Source organism: Rhodopseudomonas pentothenatexigens, assembly GCF_900218015.1.
Lineage (GTDB): Bacteria > Pseudomonadota > Alphaproteobacteria > Rhizobiales > Xanthobacteraceae > Rhodopseudomonas > Rhodopseudomonas pentothenatexigens.
Genome location: NZ_UFQQ01000002.1, coordinates 1 through 16,688 on the forward strand (window position 1 = coordinate 1; position 16,688 = coordinate 16,688).

29 protein-coding genes are annotated in these 16,688 nt (G+C 64.8%); all 29 read right to left on the bottom strand.

Translation table 11 applies throughout. From position 1 onward, the window contains the following. Window positions 1-388: 388 nt before the first annotated feature. Window positions 389-1,183, bottom strand: coding sequence for an SDR family NAD(P)-dependent oxidoreductase (locus DWA33_RS01565; RefSeq protein ID WP_114356373.1), 795 nt, complete (start codon window positions 1,181-1,183; stop codon window positions 389-391). A gap of 285 nt (window positions 1,184-1,468) precedes the next feature. Further along, window positions 1,469-1,885, bottom strand: a complete 417-nt coding sequence (gene rplQ / locus DWA33_RS01570; RefSeq protein WP_114356374.1) for a 50S ribosomal protein L17 — start codon at window positions 1,883-1,885, stop codon at window positions 1,469-1,471. A 156-nt stretch (window positions 1,886-2,041) separates the two neighbouring features. After that, window positions 2,042-3,061: a DNA-directed RNA polymerase subunit alpha gene (locus DWA33_RS01575; protein ID WP_114356375.1), complete on the bottom strand. Its 1,020-nt coding sequence runs from the start codon at window positions 3,059-3,061 to the stop codon at window positions 2,042-2,044. Window positions 3,062-3,194: 133 nt separating this feature from the next. Beyond that, a complete protein-coding gene (gene rpsK / locus DWA33_RS01580) occupies window positions 3,195-3,584 on the bottom strand; it encodes a 30S ribosomal protein S11 (RefSeq protein WP_011158772.1) in 390 nt (129 codons plus the stop codon). A 130-nt stretch (window positions 3,585-3,714) separates the two neighbouring features. After that, a complete protein-coding gene (rpsM, locus tag DWA33_RS01585; protein ID WP_110785871.1) occupies window positions 3,715-4,083 on the bottom strand; it encodes a 30S ribosomal protein S13 in 369 nt (122 codons plus the stop codon). A gap of 184 nt (window positions 4,084-4,267) precedes the next feature. Beyond that, a complete protein-coding gene (locus tag DWA33_RS01590; RefSeq protein WP_114356376.1) occupies window positions 4,268-5,338 on the bottom strand; it encodes an adenylate kinase in 1,071 nt (356 codons plus the stop codon). Beyond that, window positions 5,335-6,666, bottom strand: coding sequence for a preprotein translocase subunit SecY (gene secY, locus DWA33_RS01595; RefSeq protein WP_114356377.1), 1,332 nt, complete (start codon window positions 6,664-6,666; stop codon window positions 5,335-5,337). Before secY ends, DWA33_RS01590 begins: the two co-directional genes overlap by 4 nt. 152 nt (window positions 6,667-6,818) lie before the next feature. After that, window positions 6,819-7,304, bottom strand: a complete 486-nt coding sequence (rplO, locus tag DWA33_RS01600; RefSeq protein ID WP_114356378.1) for a 50S ribosomal protein L15 — start codon at window positions 7,302-7,304, stop codon at window positions 6,819-6,821. 12 nt (window positions 7,305-7,316) lie between these two features. Next, entirely contained in the window at window positions 7,317-7,511 is a 195-nt protein-coding gene (gene rpmD / locus DWA33_RS01605; protein ID WP_011158777.1) for a 50S ribosomal protein L30, read from the bottom strand. Window positions 7,512-7,569: 58 nt separating this feature from the next. Further along, window positions 7,570-8,145, bottom strand: a complete 576-nt coding sequence (gene rpsE / locus DWA33_RS01610; RefSeq protein WP_114356379.1) for a 30S ribosomal protein S5 — start codon at window positions 8,143-8,145, stop codon at window positions 7,570-7,572. A 60-nt stretch (window positions 8,146-8,205) separates the two neighbouring features. Beyond that, complete coding sequence (gene rplR, locus DWA33_RS01615) at window positions 8,206-8,568, bottom strand: 50S ribosomal protein L18 (protein WP_107345074.1); 363 nt, start codon at window positions 8,566-8,568, stop codon at window positions 8,206-8,208. Between the two features lie 11 nt (window positions 8,569-8,579). Next, on the bottom strand, window positions 8,580-9,113 hold the full coding sequence (gene rplF, locus DWA33_RS01620) for a 50S ribosomal protein L6 (RefSeq protein WP_114356380.1): 534 nt from the start codon (window positions 9,111-9,113) through the stop codon (window positions 8,580-8,582). A 112-nt stretch (window positions 9,114-9,225) separates the two neighbouring features. Then, window positions 9,226-9,624 carry a 30S ribosomal protein S8 gene (rpsH, locus tag DWA33_RS01625; RefSeq protein WP_013501927.1) on the bottom strand — a complete coding sequence of 133 codons (399 nt, stop codon included), beginning with the start codon at window positions 9,622-9,624 and terminating at the stop codon, window positions 9,226-9,228. Window positions 9,625-9,636: 12 nt separating this feature from the next. After that, window positions 9,637-9,942, bottom strand: coding sequence for a 30S ribosomal protein S14 (rpsN, locus tag DWA33_RS01630; RefSeq protein WP_114356381.1), 306 nt, complete (start codon window positions 9,940-9,942; stop codon window positions 9,637-9,639). Between the two features lie 43 nt (window positions 9,943-9,985). Further along, window positions 9,986-10,543, bottom strand: a complete 558-nt coding sequence (rplE, locus tag DWA33_RS01635; RefSeq protein ID WP_114356382.1) for a 50S ribosomal protein L5 — start codon at window positions 10,541-10,543, stop codon at window positions 9,986-9,988. Next, window positions 10,536-10,850 carry a 50S ribosomal protein L24 gene (rplX, locus tag DWA33_RS01640; RefSeq protein ID WP_011158784.1) on the bottom strand — a complete coding sequence of 105 codons (315 nt, stop codon included), beginning with the start codon at window positions 10,848-10,850 and terminating at the stop codon, window positions 10,536-10,538. Before rplX ends, rplE begins: the two co-directional genes overlap by 8 nt. After that, window positions 10,850-11,218, bottom strand: coding sequence for a 50S ribosomal protein L14 (rplN, locus tag DWA33_RS01645; RefSeq protein ID WP_011158785.1), 369 nt, complete (start codon window positions 11,216-11,218; stop codon window positions 10,850-10,852). The genes rplX and rplN overlap by 1 nt, the downstream gene beginning before the upstream one ends. Window positions 11,219-11,281: 63 nt before the next feature. After that, window positions 11,282-11,530 (bottom strand): 30S ribosomal protein S17, encoded by a 249-nt coding sequence (gene rpsQ, locus DWA33_RS01650; protein ID WP_110785880.1) that lies wholly within the window; start codon window positions 11,528-11,530, stop codon window positions 11,282-11,284. Window positions 11,531-11,542: 12 nt separating this feature from the next. Further along, complete coding sequence (gene rpmC, locus DWA33_RS01655) at window positions 11,543-11,752, bottom strand: 50S ribosomal protein L29 (RefSeq protein WP_114356383.1); 210 nt, start codon at window positions 11,750-11,752, stop codon at window positions 11,543-11,545. Between the two features lie 5 nt (window positions 11,753-11,757). After that, window positions 11,758-12,171 carry a 50S ribosomal protein L16 gene (gene rplP, locus DWA33_RS01660; protein WP_114356384.1) on the bottom strand — a complete coding sequence of 138 codons (414 nt, stop codon included), beginning with the start codon at window positions 12,169-12,171 and terminating at the stop codon, window positions 11,758-11,760. Between the two features lie 32 nt (window positions 12,172-12,203). Beyond that, complete coding sequence (gene rpsC, locus DWA33_RS01665; protein WP_114356385.1) at window positions 12,204-12,911, bottom strand: 30S ribosomal protein S3; 708 nt, start codon at window positions 12,909-12,911, stop codon at window positions 12,204-12,206. A 22-nt stretch (window positions 12,912-12,933) separates the two neighbouring features. Beyond that, window positions 12,934-13,317, bottom strand: a complete 384-nt coding sequence (rplV, locus tag DWA33_RS01670; RefSeq protein ID WP_011158790.1) for a 50S ribosomal protein L22 — start codon at window positions 13,315-13,317, stop codon at window positions 12,934-12,936. Window positions 13,318-13,327: 10 nt separating this feature from the next. Beyond that, entirely contained in the window at window positions 13,328-13,606 is a 279-nt protein-coding gene (gene rpsS / locus DWA33_RS01675; protein ID WP_011158791.1) for a 30S ribosomal protein S19, read from the bottom strand. Window positions 13,607-13,617: 11 nt separating this feature from the next. After that, window positions 13,618-14,454 carry a 50S ribosomal protein L2 gene (gene rplB, locus DWA33_RS01680; protein WP_114356386.1) on the bottom strand — a complete coding sequence of 279 codons (837 nt, stop codon included), beginning with the start codon at window positions 14,452-14,454 and terminating at the stop codon, window positions 13,618-13,620. Window positions 14,455-14,467: 13 nt separating this feature from the next. Next, window positions 14,468-14,767: a 50S ribosomal protein L23 gene (locus DWA33_RS01685; protein ID WP_011158793.1), complete on the bottom strand. Its 300-nt coding sequence runs from the start codon at window positions 14,765-14,767 to the stop codon at window positions 14,468-14,470. Then, the gene (rplD, locus tag DWA33_RS01690) at window positions 14,764-15,384 is read right to left on the bottom strand and encodes a 50S ribosomal protein L4 (protein ID WP_114356578.1); all 621 of its coding nucleotides are present in this window, start codon (window positions 15,382-15,384) and stop codon (window positions 14,764-14,766) included. The genes DWA33_RS01685 and rplD overlap by 4 nt, the downstream gene beginning before the upstream one ends. A 1-nt stretch (window position 15,385) precedes the next feature. Further along, window positions 15,386-16,111 (bottom strand): 50S ribosomal protein L3, encoded by a 726-nt coding sequence (gene rplC, locus DWA33_RS01695; protein WP_011158795.1) that lies wholly within the window; start codon window positions 16,109-16,111, stop codon window positions 15,386-15,388. Between the two features lie 50 nt (window positions 16,112-16,161). Beyond that, a complete protein-coding gene (gene rpsJ, locus DWA33_RS01700; RefSeq protein ID WP_002712302.1) occupies window positions 16,162-16,470 on the bottom strand; it encodes a 30S ribosomal protein S10 in 309 nt (102 codons plus the stop codon). 88 nt (window positions 16,471-16,558) lie between these two features. Further along, window positions 16,559-16,688 (bottom strand): EF-Tu C-terminal domain-related protein (locus tag DWA33_RS01705; protein WP_488225862.1); only part of this gene is annotated, 130 nt, incomplete at its 5' end.

Below are 16,688 nucleotides of genomic sequence, written 5' to 3' on the forward strand. Positions count from 1 at the left end.
CCACAAAAGGCATCGGCGGTCCTCCCTCCGATGCAGTGTGAACTGTCGACAATCATCCCGGTCCAAACTGTCAGGAATCTAGCCGGTCTGTACCCCCGCGTCGCCCTCACCCCAGCCCTCTCCCGCAAGCGGGAGAGGGAGCAGGCTGCCGATGCGGTGACGACAGCGGACCAAGCGATGAGTTCGCTCATTGCTTATCAGAGCAGCCCGCTATCAGAGCAGTCCGTTATCAGAGCAGCCCGGCTCATCGGAGCGTGATTGAGCTCGTCAGCATTCGTTTCCATCCGAAGCGCCTGCCCGAGCGGCAGCGAGCTCCCTCTCCCGCTTGCGGGAGAGGGTTGGGGTGAGGGCTGCCGCGGGCGCTGAGCGAAAGGCTTACGAGAACGAACTACGCAATCGTCTGCAGCAGGCCGCCTTCGGCGCGGAGCGCGGCGCCGTTGGTGGCGGCGGCTTCCTTGGACGACACATAGACCACCATGTTGGCGATCTCTTCGACGGTGGCGAAGCGCTGGATCAGCGAGCCGGGGCGGTGCTGCTTGATGAAGTTGGCGGCGGCTTCAGCCTCGGACTGACCGTTCTGCCGCGCCAGATCCGCCACGAAGGTCTGCACGCCCTCGCTCATCGTCGGACCAGGCATCACCGCATTGACGGTGACCGCGGTGCCGCGGGTCATCTCGGCGAGGCCGCGCGAGATCGAGAGCTGCGCGGTCTTGGTCATGCCGTAGTGGATCATTTCCTGAGGGATCATCAGCGCGGACTCCGACGAGATGAAGACGATCCGGCCCCAGTTGCGCTCCAGCATTGCCGGCATGTAGGCACGCGACAACCGTACCCCGCTCATCACGTTGACGTCGAAGAAGCGCTGCCAGTCTTCGTCCGGAATGTCGAAGAACGGCTTCGGCTCGAAGATGCCGGCATTGTTGATCAGGATGTCGACGCGGGGGATCGCCACCAGCAGCGCGGCGCAGCCTTCCGCCGTCGACACATCGGCGGCGACGCCGCACAGCTTGGCGCCGGGCAACGCCTTGTCGAGCGCCGAGAGCGCGGCGTCGACCTTGCTCTGGCTGCGGCCGTTGACCACCACCTCGGCGCCGGCCGCCGCGAGGCCCTTGGCGATGGCATGGCCGATGCCGGCGGTCGAACCGGTGACGAGCGCGGTCTTGCCGGACAGATCGATGTTCATGGAGTGCTCCCGTTTCCAATCATCAACGCGATCACGGAAGTAACAATCCGGACCGCCGATCGCCAGCGCCAGACACGATGACGTGCGCCATCACCGCACCAGCCGTCATCGCCCGCGAAGGCGGGCGACCCAGTATTGCAGAGCCTTCGTGCTCACCATCGAGGCGCTGGGATACTGAATCCACGCATACGCGGGGATGACGTCGGACAGGGCATTCACGCAGCAACGAAAAAGGCGGCACCTTGCGGCACCGCCTTTCGAAACTTCAGACTGGAAGGAAGCCGCTTACGCCGCTTCGGCTTCGCTGTCCTGGGTCGGTCCGGAATCCTTGCCCTTGGCGTCTTCGTCGCGGTCGACGAACTCGATCACCGCCATCGGTGCGTTGTCGCCGTAGCGGAAGCCGGCCTTGATGATCCGGGTGTAGCCGCCGTTGCGGTCGGCATAGCGCGGCGCCAGCACGTCGAACAGCTTCTTGACCTGGTCCTTGTCGCGCATCTCGGCGATCGCCTGGCGGCGCTTGTCGAGGCCACCCTTCTTGCCGAGGGTGACCAGCTTCTCGACGATCGGCCGCAGCTCCTTGGCCTTCGGCAGCGTGGTGACGATCTGCTCGTGCTTGATCAGCGCCGCGCACATGTTGGCGAACATCGCCTTGCGGTGTTCGGCGGTGCGGTTGAGCTTCCGATGAACCTTGCCGTGTTTCATTTTGTCAGTCCTTCACTCGATGATTCCCGACGGTTCGTCGGAGATGCAGGCGGGCACCCTGCGTTCGCCCGGTGGTGTCTCATCCTTCGAGACGCGGCCACGCCGCTCCGCAGGATGAGGAAAGAGGCCTCATGGCGAACCATGAGGCCGGTTCGCTCAGTAGTGATCTTCGAAGCGCTTGGCGAGCTCGTCGATGTTCTCCGGCGGCCAGCCCGGCACTTCCATGCCGAGATGCAGGCCCATCTGCGCCAGCACTTCCTTGATCTCGTTCAGTGACTTGCGGCCGAAGTTCGGGGTGCGGAGCATTTCCGCTTCCGACTTCTGCACCAGGTCGCCGATGTAGACGATGTTGTCGTTCTTCAGGCAGTTCGCCGAACGCACCGACAGCTCGAGCTCGTCGACCTTCTTGAGGAAGGCCGGATTGAAGGCGAGATCCGGAATGATCTCCTGGGCGACTTCCTTGCGCGGCTCTTCGAAGTTGACGAAGACGTTGAGCTGATCCTGCAGGATGCGCGCCGCGTAGGCGACGGCGTCTTCCGGGCTGATCGCGCCGTTGGTCTCGACCGTCATGGTCAGCTTGTCGTAGTCGAGGATCTGGCCCTCGCGGGTGTTCTCGACCTTGTACGACACCTTGCGCACGGGCGAGTACAGGCTGTCGACCGGGATCAGGCCGATCGGCGCATCCTCGGGACGGTTGCGCTCCGCGGCGACGTAGCCCTTGCCGGTGTTGACCGTGAACTCCATGCGGATTTCGGCGCCGTCGTCCAGCGTGCAGAGCTGCAGATCCGGGTTCAGCACCACGATGTCGCCGACGGTCTGGATGTCACCAGCGGTGACGACGCCCGGACCCTGCTTCTTCACGACCATCCGCTTCGGGCCTTCGCCCTGCATCTTCAGCGAGATGTCCTTGATGTTCAGCACGATGTCGGTGACGTCCTCGCGCACGCCGGCGATCGAGGAGAACTCGTGCAGCACGCCGTCGATGTGCACCGACTGCACCGCCGCGCCCTGCAGCGACGACAGCAGCACGCGGCGCAGCGCGTTGCCGAGCGTCTGGCCGAAGCCGCGCTCCAGCGGTTCGGCGACCAGGGTCGCGAACCGGGTGGCATCGCTCCCGGCCGTGACCTGGAGCTTGTTCGGTCGAATCAATTCCTGCCAATTCTTCTGGATCGTCACTGTGTCACCTTCCTGGCCGGTCGATGGACGCCGGGGCCCCGGCGCATCGTCGCTGGCATTGGAAACTGCGGATCAATCCGCGGGAAACAACGAATAGAATCACCGGCGGAACGGGACCGCCGGTGAACAAAACTCAGACGCGACGACGCTTGCGCGGACGGCAGCCATTGTGCGGGATGGTGGTGACGTCGCGGATCGAGGTCACCGTGAAACCCGCGGCCTGCAGCGCGCGCAGCGCCGACTCACGGCCCGAACCAGGGCCCGCCACCTCGACTTCGAGGGTGCGCATGCCGTGCTCCTGCGCCTTCTTGGCGACGTCCTCGGCCGCGACCTGGGCGGCGTACGGGGTCGACTTGCGCGAGCCCTTGAAACCCATCGTGCCGGCCGACGACCAGGCAATCGCATTGCCCTGCGCGTCGGTGATGGTGATGGTGGTGTTGTTGAACGACGAATTCACATGCGCGATGCCGGAGGCGATGTTCTTGCGCTCGCGACGGCGAATGCGGGTGGCGTCCTTGGCCATAGTCTACCTTTCTACGTGATCTCAACGCCGCCGTAACGCCAGCGGCTCCACCGAAACGGCGAATGGCGAACAACCAGTGGCGACTAGGGGAAGTCCCCTACTCGCCACTGGCCGTTCGCAACTCGCAAACTTACTTCTTCTTGCCCGCGATCGCCTTCGCCGGACCCTTGCGGGTGCGGGCGTTGGTGTGGGTACGCTGACCGCGCACCGGCAGGCCGCGACGATGGCGCAGGCCGCGATAGCAGCCGAGGTCCATCAGACGCTTGATGTTCATGCCGGTCTCACGGCGAAGGTCGCCCTCGACCAGATAGTCGCGGTCGATCACTTCGCGGATCTGCAGCACCTCGGCGTCGCTGAGCTGATTGACGCGCCGATCGAGCGGGATCTTCACCTTCTCGATGATGTCGGCGGCATGCTTCTGGCCGATGCCATGGATGTACTGAAGCGCGATCAGCACGCGCTTGTTGGTCGGGATATTCACGCCGGCTATACGGGCCACAGACTTCTCTCCTGTCACCGGCCAAAGCCGGTCAATTCCTTGCTCTCTCGGGCGGCGTTCACAAACGCGAACACGACGCCGACCCCTCGCTCAGTTTTGGGGCCCGGCATCGTCTGAAACCTATCCGACGGGATATCGGGCCTTATTAAAGGATTCCGTTTCGCTTCGTCAACCGAATCCCAATTCAAGCTCGCTTCTTCGTGACCTTCTTGGCCTTATTGCCACGCGTCTGGACCTTGGCGACAGCCTTGGTCTTCGACGCCGCGGCGGCCTTTTGGGTCGCCTTCTTGCCAGCCGCCTTCTTGCCGGCCGCCGGCTTGGCCGCACCCTTGGCGGCCTTCACCACTGCCTTGGCGGCCTTTTTGCCAGCCTTTGCAACGGCTTTGGTCGCCTTCTTCAGACCGGCCTTCGCAGCCTTACCGACCGCAGCCTTGCTCGCCTTGCCCGCGGCCGGCTTGCTGGCAACCTTCTTGGCGGCTGCCTTCTTGCCTGAAGCCTTCTTGCCAACGGCCTGTTTGGCCGAGGATTTCTTGGCTGCGCCGGATTTGCCGCCCGCCGTCGCGGCGGGCTTCTTGGCGGCCTTTGCCTTGGTGGCGGCCTTGGCCTTGGTGCTTGTCTTCACCGTCCGCTTGGCGCGGGAGGCCTTCGTCCCCTTCCTGGCGTCGGCAGCGCGCACCGCTTCGAGCACCCGGCCGATCTCCCGGGTGACCTCGTCGATCGTCATCATGCCGTCGACGGTCAGCAGTTTGCGCTTCTCGGAATAGTAGTCGACCAGCGGCTCGGTCTGCGCGCGATACGCGGACAGACGCTTGGCGAGCGCTTCGGCGTTGTCGTCGGCGCGCGGCTCCTCGCCGCGGGCGCGCATCTCGGCGACGCGGGTCTCGACCCGCTCCAGCAGCGCGCCCTCGTTGACCTTGAGCTCGACCACGGCGTCGAGGTCGAAGCCCTTGTCCTTGAGCAGACGGTCGAGCGCCTCGGCCTGCGGCACGGTGCGCGGGAAGCCGTCGAGGATGAAGCCCTGCGCGGCATCGTCCTGATCGATCCGGTCGGAGATGATCCCGATCACCACCTCGTCCGGCACCAGACCGCCGGCCGCCATGATGTCCTTGGCCTTCAGGCCGACCGGCGTGCCGGCTGCCACCGCGGCGCGCAGCATGTCGCCGGTCGAGAGCTGCACGATGCCGTGCCGCTCGACCAGACGGGCCGCCTGGGTGCCCTTGCCCGCGCCCGGCGGTCCGAGGAGGATCAGTCTCATTTCTTGCGCCCCCGCAGTTTCGACTTCTTGATCAGGCCTTCATACTGGTGGGCCAGCAGATAGCCCTGCACCTGCGCCACCGTATCCATCGTCACGCTGACGACGATCAGCAGCGAAGTTCCGCCGAAATAGAACGGCACCGCGGCGTAGGAAATCATGATTTCCGGGATCAAGCAGACGACTGCAAGATAGATCGCACCGACCACGGTGATGCGCGACAGCACGTAGTCGATGTACTCGGCGGTGCGCTCGCCCGGACGGATGCCCGGGATGAAGCCGCCGTGCTTCTTCAGATTGTCCGCGGTCTCGGTCGGGTTGAACACGATCGCGGTGTAGAAGAACGCGAAGAACACGATCATGCCGATGTAGAACACCAGGAACAGCGGCCGGCCGTGCCCGAACTGGGTCACGATCCACTGAAACCACTCCGGCCCGCTGCCGGCGTTGAAGTTGGCGATCGTGGTCGGCAGCAGCAGCAGCGACGAGGCGAAGATCGGCGGGATCACGCCGGCGGTATTGAGCTTCAGCGGCAGATGCGAGGACTGGCCCTCGAACATCTTGTTGCCGACCTGGCGCTTCGGATACTGGATCAGCAACCGGCGCTGGGCGCGCTCCATGAACACGATGAAGGCGATCACGACGACGGCCATCACCAGCACGACCAGGATCAGTCCGGTCGACAGCGCGCCTTGACGGCCGAGCTCGAGCATGTTCGCGAGCGCCGACGGCAGCTCGGCGACGATGCCGGCCAGGATGATCAGCGAAATGCCGTTGCCGATGCCGCGGGAGGTGATCTGCTCACCCAGCCACATCAGGAACATGGTGCCGCCGGTCAGCGTGATCGTGGTCGACAGCCGGAAGAACATGCCCGGGTCGGACACCACGTTGCCGGCGCCCTCGAGGCCGACGGCGATGCCGTAGGACTGGAACAGCGCCAGGATCACGGTGAGATAGCGGGTGTATTGGTTGAGCGTCTTGCGGCCGCTCTCGCCTTCCTTCTTCAGCGCCTCGAGCTGCGGCGACACCGTGGTCAGCAGCTGCACGATGATCGATGCCGAGATGTACGGCATGATGTTGAGCGCGAAGATCGCCATGCGGTGAATGCCGCCGCCGGCGAACATGTTGAACATGCCGAGAATGCCGCCGGCCTGCTGGCGGAACACCTGCTCCCAGACGTTCGGATCGATGCCGGGCAGCGGGATGTAGGTCCCGAGGCGGTACACCAGCAGCGCGCCGAGCGTGAACCAGATCCGCTTCTTCAGCTCCTCGGCCTTACCCAGCGCCGAGAAGTTGAGGTTTGCCGCAAGTTGTTCTGCTGCTGAGACCATGTCCGGCTTTCTCCCGCGCTGCTCGTCCCGATCCGCCGCCGGATGCGGCGATCGGGTCGGCGCCGGGCCTCAATTTGGTGCGCGCGCGTCGAAAAATCCACCGTGCCGGCAAGGCCGGACGCCCGCTTTGCAAGCGGGCGCTGAGGCGGACGTTACGCCGCCTCGCCTTCTTCCGCCTTCGGGGCGAGGATCTTGACCGAACCGCCGGCCTTCTCGACCGCGGCGATCGCCGCCTTGGTCGCGCCGTACACTTCGATGTTCAGCTTCGCGGTGAGCTCGCCGCGGCCGAGCAGACGGACGCCGTCCTTGGCCCGGCGCAGCACCCCGGCCTCGACCAGCGCCGCGGCGTCGACCACCTTGCCGGCGTCGATCGCCTTGGCGTCGACCGCCTCCTGCAGGCGATCGAGATTCACTTCGGCGAAGTCGAGCGCGAAGATGTTGTTGAAGCCGCGCTTCGGCAGGCGCCGATGCAGCGGCATCTGGCCGCCTTCGAAGCCCTTGATGCGCACGCCCGAACGCGCGGTCTGGCCCTTGCCGCCACGGCCGCCGGTCTTGCCCTTGCCCGAACCGATGCCGCGGCCGATCCGCATGCGCTTCTTGCGCGAACCGACGTTGTCGGCGATCTCGCTGAGCTTCATCGCCCTGTCTCCTTACTTCTCGTCGACGACGCGGACGAGGTGTTGCACCTTGCCGATCATGCCGCGAACCTCAGGAGTGTCCTGCAGTTCGGCGACGCGGCCGATCTTGTTCAGCTTCAGGCCGATCAGCGTCTCGCGCTGCGAGTGATGGCGCCGAATCGGGCTGCCGATCTGCTCGACCTTGATCATGTTTGCGGCCTTGGCCATCTCGTTCACTCCGATCGCGTCTTGTCAGAAGACCGCGTGATCGCCCTCGATCACGCTGTTATTCGGCCACCATCTCGGCGTCGCCGCCGACGCGGCGGGCCTGCAGAGTGGAAACCTTGATGTTGCGGCGCGCGGCGACCGAACGCGGCGAGTCGAGATGCTTCAGCGCGTCGAAGGTGGCGCGAACCATGTTGTACGGGTTCGACGAACCGACCGACTTCGCGACCACGTCGGCGATGCCGAGGGTCTCGAACACCGCACGCATCGGGCCGCCGGCGATGATGCCGGTACCGGCCGGGGCGGCGCGCAGATAGACGCGGCCGGCGCCGTGACGACCGGCGATGTCGTGATGCAGGGTGCGGCCCTCGCGCAGCGCGACGCGGGTCAGGTTGCGCTTGGCGGACTCGGTGGCCTTGCGGATCGCCTCCGGCACTTCGCGCGCCTTGCCGTGACCGAAGCCGACCCGGCCCTTCTGATCGCCGACCACGACCAGCGCGGCGAAGCCGAAGCGCTTGCCGCCCTTCACCACCTTCGCCACACGGTTGATGTGGACGAGCTTGTCGACGAACTCGCTGTCGCGCTCCTCGCGCTCCCTGCTCCGTTCGCGTCCGCCGCGTTCGCGTTCAGCTGCCATGGTGTGTTCCAATCCTTGCGAGGCTCGCGCCCCGATCCTGGTATCCGTTCAATCCGAAATTTAGAAGCTCAGTCCGCTCTCGCGGGCCGCATCCGCCAGCGCCTTGACGCGCCCGTGATACAGATAGCCGCCGCGATCGAACACGACCTCCTTGACGCCCTTCTCCACCGCGCGCTCGGCGACCAGCTTGCCGACGGCCTTGGCGGCGTCGATGTTGGCGCCGGTGTTGCCGGCTTCGCGCATCGTCTTCTCCAGCGACGACGCCGAGGCGAGGGTCTCGCCCTTCGCATCGTCGATCACCTGGGCGTAGATGTGCTTGGAGGAGCGGAACACCGACAGCCGCGGACGGCCGTTCGCGGTGCGCCGCAGCGCAGTCCGGACCCGGTTGGTGCGCCGGGCATTCGTAACCTTCATCTTCGACATGACCGGCTCCGTTACTTCTTCTTGCCTTCCTTGCGGAAGATGAATTCGTCCGAGTAGCGGACGCCCTTGCCCTTGTACGGCTCCGGCGGACGATATTCGCGGATCTCGGCGGCGACCTGGCCGACCTTCTGCGAATCGATGCCGGCGACGGTGATCTCGGTCGGCTTCGGCACCGTGATGGTGATGCCTTCCGGGATGTCGTACAGCACGTCGTGGCTGTAGCCGAGCGCGAGCTGCAGCTTCTTGCCCTGCATCGCGGCGCGATAGCCGACGCCGGTGATTTCGAGCTTCTTCTCGAACCCCTTGGTGACGCCTTCCACCAGATTCGCGATCTGCGCGCGAGCCGTGCCGTAAAGCGCCCGCGCCCGATTGGTCTCGAACCGCGGCGAGACCGAGACCGAACCGTTCTCGAACTTCACGTCGACGTCGTCGTGCACGACGAACTGAAGCTGGCCCTTCGGCCCCTTCATCTTGACGGTCTGTCCCTCGACGGTCGCCGTCACCCCAGACGGGACCGTGACGGGCTTCTTGCCAACGCGTGACATGGTCGATCCTTCTTAAACCCTGCATCCTCCGGCGAAACCCGCCCGGGACGATGCGCCAATTTCCGTTCTCCGGCGCCTCCCGGCCGCACCCTGCGGCCGCCGGCGCCGGCGATTAGAACACCGTGAACAGAACCTCGCCGCCGACATTGGCGTCGCGGGCATCGTGATCGGCCATGATCCCTTTCGGGGTCGACAGCACCGAAATGCCGAGGCCGTTGTTGACGCGCGGCAGGTTCTTCACCGAAGCGTAGACCCGGCGGCCCGGCCGCGACACGCGCTCGATTTCGCGGATCACAGGCTCGCCGTCGAAATACTTCAGCTCGATCTCGAGCTCGCTGCGCCCGGACGGATGCTCAACCGAGGCGTAGCCGCGGATGTAGCCCTCGGCCTTCAGCACGTCGAGAACGTTGGCGCGCATCTTCGAGCCCGGGGTCGAGACCTTGGACTTGGAGCGCATCTGCGCGTTGCGGATGCGGGTGATCAGGTCGCTGATCGGATCGTGCGTCGACATCTGCCCGCCTCCTTACCAGCTCGACTTGACCAGGCCCGGAACCAGGCCCTTGGAGCCCAGGTCGCGGATCGCGATGCGGCTCAGCTTGTTGAGACGATAGACCGAGCGCGGACGGCCGGTGAGGTCGCAGCGGTTGCGGATCCGGGTCGGCGACGAATTGCGCGGCATCTCGGCGAGCTTCAGCGTCGCCGCAAAGCGCTCCTCCATCGGCTTCGACTTGTCGGCGATGAGGGCCTTCAGACGCGCGCGCTTCGGCGCCGCGTTCTTCGCCATCTTCTTCCGACGGTTGTTCTTCTCGATCGCACTCTTCTTTGCCATGTGTGGCTCCTGGGTTTCCGCGTTTGAGAGGCTTTTCAGCGTCTCACTGCCGGAACGGGAAATTGAAAGCGGTGAGCAGCGCACGCGCCTCGTCGTCGGTCCGCGCGGTGGTGCACACCGTGATGTCCATGCCCCACGACTCGCCGGTCTTGTCGAAGTCGATTTCGGGGAAAATGATGTGCTCCTTGATGCCGAGCGAGTAGTTGCCGCGGCCGTCGAAGCTCTTCGGGTTCAAACCGCGGAAGTCGCGAACGCGCGGCAGCGCGACCGTGATCAGGCGGTCGATGAACTCGTACATCCGGGCCTGGCGCAGCGTCACCTTGCAGCCGATCGGCTGGTTCTCGCGCAGCTTGAAGGTCGAGATCGCGACGCGCGAATAGGTGATGACCGCCTTCTGGCCGGCGATCAGCGACAGATCCGCCGCCGCCTGCTCGGCCTTCTTGCGGTCGTTCACCGCCTCGCCGACGCCCATGTTGAGCACGACCTTGTCGAGCTTCGGCACCTGCATCACGTTGGCGTAGCCGAACTTCTCGGTCAGTTGCGCGCGAATGCTGCGGTCGTATTCCGTGCGCAGCCGCGGAACGTAAGCGGTCTCAGCCATCGATCTCTGCTCCCGAGCGCTTGGCGACGCGGACCTTCTTGCCGTCCGCGAGAATCTTGAATCCGACGCGGGTCGGCTTGCCGTCCTTGCCGACGATCGCGATGTTCGACAGGTCGATCGGCGCCTCTTTCGAGATGATGCCGCCTTCCTGGGTCTGGGTCTGCTTCTGGTGACGCTTGACCACGTTGATGCCGCGCACCAGCGCCTTGCCGGCGTCCGGACGGACCTCGAACACTTCGCCGGTGCGGCCCTTGTCGCGACCGCTCAGCACGATCACCTTGTCACCCTTACGGATCTTGGCGGCCATCACAGCACCTCCGGCGCCAGCGAAATGATCTTCATGTGGTTCTTGGCACGCAGCTCGCGCGGCACCGGCCCGAAGATACGGGTGCCGATCGGCTCCGACTGATTGTTGATCAGCACGGCGGCGTTGCGGTCGAACCGGATGACGGAACCGTCGGCGCGGCGGATGTCCTTGCGGACACGGACCACCACGGCCTTCATCACGTCGCCCTTCTTCACCTTGCCCCGCGGAATCGCTTCCTTGATCGAGACCACAATGACGTCACCCACGGTCGCATACCGGCGCTTGGATCCCCCAATCACCTTGATGCACATGACACGGCGTGCGCCTGAATTGTCGGCCACGTCGAGGTTGGTCTGCATCTGAATCATTGATGCACCTCGTCCTCTCTCTGCTGCGCTGTTTGCGCGCTAAACTGATGCGCAAATGCGCGCTTAGGCGGTCTTCTTCGGTTCGCCCCGGACGACGGTCCAGCGCTTCAACTTGGAGATCGGCTTGCTCTCTTCGATCCACACCATGTCGCCCGGCTTGAACTGGCTGTTCTCGTCGTGCGCGTGGTAGTTCTTCGAGCGCCGGATGGTCTTCTTGTAGATCGGGTGAGTGAAGCGCCGGTCGACGCGCACCACGATCGTCTTCTCTTGCTTGTCGCTGACGACCACGCCCTGCAGGGTCCTCTTCGGCATGTCTAAAGGTCCTTACTTCGTCTTGCCGGCGCGCTTCTGCGCGGCGATGGTCTTGATGCGGGCGATGTCGCGACGAGCCTCGCGCAGCCGCGAGGTGTTCTCGAGCTGGCCGGTGGCGCGCTGGAACCGCAGGTTGAAGCGTTCCTTCTTCAGGTTCAGGATCGCGTCGTCCATCTGATCTTCGCTCATCGCACGGATGTCGGCGGTCTTCATCTCAGCCATGAGGATTACTCCGCGATACGCGCGACGAAGCGCGTCTTGATCGGCAGCTTGGCGGCAGCGAGCGTCAGCGCCTCGCGGGCGATCTGCTGGTTGACGCCGTCGATCTCGAACATCACCCGGCCCGGCTTGACCCGCGCCACCCACAATTCCGGCGAACCCTTGCCGGAGCCCATGCGGACTTCGGCGGGCTTCTTCGACACCGGAAGATCCGGGAAGATGCGGATCCAGACGCGGCCGGCACGCTTCATGTGACGGGTCAGCGCGCGACGGGCGGCTTCGATCTGACGGGCGGTGATCCGGTCCGGCTCCATCGCCTTCAGGCCGAACTGGCCGAACGCCAGGGTCGCGCCCGAGGACGCCACGCCGTGGATGCGGCCCTTGTGCGCCTTGCGGAACTTGGTTCTCTTTGGTTGCATCATGGCTTTACGCCCTCAATTCGAATTCTGCGCGATCAGGCGGCGTCCCGGCGCGGACGGGACGAACCGCCACTCTCGCCTTCGGCCATGCGCTTGTCCTGGGCCATCGGATCGTGCTCGAGGATCTCGCCCTTGAAGATCCAGACCTTGACGCCGCAGGTGCCGAAGGTCGTGAACGCGGTCGCGACGCCGTAGTCGATGTCGGCGCGCAGCGTGTGCAGCGGTACGCGGCCCTCGCGGTACCACTCCATGCGGGCGATTTCGGCGCCGCCGAGGCGGCCCGAGCAATTGATCCGGATGCCCTCGGCGCCGAGACGCATCGCCGATTGCACCGCCCGCTTCATCGCGCGGCGGAACGCGACGCGGCGCTCGAGCTGCTGCGCGATCGACTCGGCGACCAGGGTCGCGTCGAGCTCCGGCTTGCGGATTTCGACGATGTTGATCACCACGTCGGACGAGGTGATGTCGGCGACCTTCTTGCGCAGCTTGTCGATGTCGGCGCCCTTCTTGCCGATCACCACGCCGGGACGCGCCGAATGGATCGTCACCCGGCACTTCTTGTGCGGGCGCTCGATCACGATGCGCGCGACCGCCGCCTGCTTCAGTTCCTTGTGCAGGATCTCGCGGATCTTGACGTCCTCGTGCAGCAGCTTGCCGTATTCGTTCTTGCCGGCGAACCAACGGGAATCCCACGTCCGGTTGATGCCCAGCCGCAGCCCGATCGGATTGATCTTTTGACCCATCGAAAGTCTCCCGCGCCTTCGCTTAAGCGCTTGCTTCTTCGACCTGACGAACGACGATCGTCAGCTGCGCGAAGGGTTTGAAAATACGGCCCGAGCGGCCACGGCCGCGCGGGGTGAAACGCTTCATCACGATGCCCTTGCCGACATGGGCCTCGGAGACGACCAGCGCGTCGACGTCGAGGTCGTGATTGTTCTCGGCGTTGGCGATCGCCGATTCCAGGCACTTCTTGACGTCGACCGCGATCCGCTTGCGCGAGAACGCGAGGTCGGCGAGAGCCGCCGACGCCTTGCGGCCGCGGATCAGTTGGGCGACCAGGTTGAGCTTCTGCGGAGAGACGCGAAGCATCCTGGCGACAGCCTTGGCCTCGTTGTCGGGCAGGCTACGTTCGCGCTTGGGTTTGCTCATCGTCTCGTCCTCAACCCTTCTTCGACTTCTTGTCGCCGGCGTGGCCGTGGAACGTGCGGGTCGGCGAGAACTCGCCGAACTTGTGACCCACCATTTCCTCGTTCACCGACACCGGCACGTGCTTCTGGCCGTTGTAGACGCCGAAGGTCAGGCCGACGAACTGCGGCAGGATGGTCGAGCGACGGCTCCAGATCTTGATCACGTCGTGACGGCCCGACGCGCGCGCGGCATCGGCCTTCTTCAGCAGCGAGGCCTCGACGAACGGGCCCTTCCAGACTGAGCGAACCATGTCCGGCTTCCTTACTTCTTCTTCCGCTTGTGGCGGCTGATGAGGATGAACTTGTCGGTCGACTTGTTCGAACGGGTCTTCTTACCCTTGGTCGGCTTGCCCCACGGGGTGACCGGGTGACGGCCGCCCGAGGTGCGGCCTTCACCGCCGCCGTGCGGGTGGTCGATCGGGTTCATGACGACGCCGCGGTTGTGCGGGCGCCGGCCGAGCCAGCGCTTGCGACCGGCCTTGCCGATCGAGATGTTCATGTGGTCCGGATTCGACACCGCACCGATCGCCGCGATGCAGCGGCCGTGAACCAGGCGCTGTTCGCCCGAGTTCATGCGCAGGATCACGTAGTCGTGGTCACGACCGACGATCTGAGCGTAGGTGCCGGCCGAACGCGCGAGCTGGCCACCCTTGCCGATCTTCAGCTCGACGTTGTGCACGATGGTGCCGATCGGCATGTTGCCCAGCGGCATCACGTTGCCCGGCTTGACGTCGACATAGGCGCCCGCGATCACGGTATCGCCGACCGCCAGACGCTGCGGCGCCAGGATGTAAGCCTGCTCGCCGTCCTCGTACTTGATCAGCGCGATGAAGGCGGTGCGGTTCGGATCGTATTCCAGGCGCTCGACCTTGGCCGGAACGTCGACCTTGGTGCGCTTGAAATCGACCAGACGATAGGCCTGCTTGTGGCCGCCGCCGCGGAACCGAACGGTGATCCGGCCGGTGTTGTTACGACCGCCGTTCGAGATCTTGCCCTCGGTCAGCCGCTTGACCGGCTTGCCCTTGTACAGCGCCGAACGATCGACCATCACCAGCTGGCGCTGGCCCGGCGTCGTGGGATTAAAGGTTTTCAATGCCATGGTCGGTCCCGCCTCACAGTCCGGTGGTGACGTCGATGCGGTGGCCCTCTTCCAAGGTCACGACCGCACGCTTGACGTCCGACTGCGTGCCGAAGGTGCCGCGGAAGGCCTTGGTCTTGCCCTTGCGCACCAGCGTGTTCACGCTCTTCACCTTGACGTCGAACAGCTTTTCGACGGCTTCTTTGATTTGCGGCTTGGTCGCGCCGCCCTGCACCTTGAACACGACCTTGTTGTGTTCGGACGCCATCGTGGACTTTTCAGTCACGACCGGCGCGACGATCACGTCGTAATGGCGCGGATCGATGGATTTCATTTGAAGCGCGCCTCCAACGCATCGACCGCCGCCTTGGTCAGCACCAGCTTCTTGCGGCGCAGAATGTCATAGACGTTGATGCCCTGAATCGGCAGCACGTCGATGTTCGGGATGTTGCGGGCCGCCGCGGCGAAACCGTTGTTCACCTCGGCGCCGTCGATGATCAGCGCGCTCTCCAGGCCGAGGCCCGAGAAGTGACCGACCAGCGTCTTGGTCTTGGCGGCTTCGAGCTCGGCCTTGTCGAGCACGATCAGACCGCCGCCCTTGGCCTTGGCCGACAGCGCATGGCGCAGCGCCAGGACGCGCACCTTCTTCGGCAGGTCGATGGCGTGCGAACGCACCACCGGGCCGAAGGCGCGACCGCCGCCGCGGAACTGCGGCACCCGCTGCGAGCCGTGACGAGCACCGCCGGTGCCCTTCTGCTTGTACATCTTCTTGCCGGTGCGCCAGACTTCGGCGCGGCCCTTGGCCTTGTGAGTGCCGGCCTGCCGCTTGGCGAGCTGCCAGATCACACAGCGCTGAATGATGTCGGCGCGCGGCTCCAGACCGAAGATCTCGTCGGAGAGCTGGACCGAACCGGCTTCCTTACCCTCGAGGGTGGTGACTTTCAGTTCCATCTCACGCACCTTCCTGCTCGGCGGCCGGCGCTTCCGCAGCCGCATCGCCATTGGCGAGCCGGAACTTGCCCGGCTTCGGCGCATCCGCCGGCAGCGCCTTCTTCACCGCGTCACGCACGCGGATCCAGCCGCCCTTGGTGCCGGGCACAGCGCCCTCGACCAGGATCAGCCCGCGCTCGACGTCGGTCTGCACCACCCGCAGGTTCAGCGTGGTGACGCGATCGACGCCCATGTGGCCCGGCATCTTCTTGTTCTTGAAGGTCTTGCCGGGGTCCTGACGACCACCGGTCGAACCGATCGAACGATGCGACACCGACACGCCGTGGGTGGCGCGCAGACCGCCGAAATTCCAGCGCTTCATACCGCCGGCGAAACCCTTACCGGTCGAGGTGCCGGTGACGTCGACGAACTGGCCGACGACGAAGTGATCGGCCTGGATCTCTGCGCCGACCGGGAGCAGCGCGTCCTCGGACACGCGGAACTCTTCGACCTTGCGCTTCGGCTCGACCTTGGCGGCGGCGAACTGGCCGCGCTCGGCCTTCGGCATGTACACGGTCTTGCGCGAGCCGGAGCCGACCTGCAGCGCCACGTAGCCGTTCTTCTCTTTGGTGCGGTGGCCCAACACCTGGCAGTTGCCAAGCTTCAGCACGGTCACAGGGATATGCTCGCCGGCCTCTGTAAAGACCCGCGTCATCCCGACCTTCTGTGCGATCACTCCGGAGCGCATCGGCGTGCTTCCTGTTCTTTCTGTCCGTTCGATAACCGGACGTTACAATCTCAGAGCTTGATTTCGACGTCGACGCCGGCGGCCAGGTCGAGCTTCATCAGAGCATCGACGGTCTGCGGGGTCGGGTCGACGATGTCGAGCAGGCGCTTGTGCGTGCGCATCTCGAACTGCTCGCGGCTCTTCTTGTCGACGTGCGGCGAACGGTTGACGGTGAACTTCTCGATCCGGGTCGGCAGCGGGATCGGCCCGCGCACCTGCGCACCGGTTCGCTTCGCGGTGTTGACGATCTCACGGGTCGACGTATCGAGGATCCGATGGTCGAACGCCTTGAGGCGAATGCGAATATTCTGGCCGTTCATTGCCGTATTCTTTCTTTGGAGAGCGAGTGGTGAGTGGCGAGTAGCGAATAGTCTCCTATTCGCCACTCCCTGTTCGCTATTCGCGTTCTTACTCGATGATCGCGGCGACGACGCCGGCGCCCACCGTGCGGCCGCCTTCGCGGATGGCGAAGCGCAGCTTTTCTTCCATCGCGATCGGCACGATCAGGTGCACTTCCATCGCGATGTTGTCGCCCGGC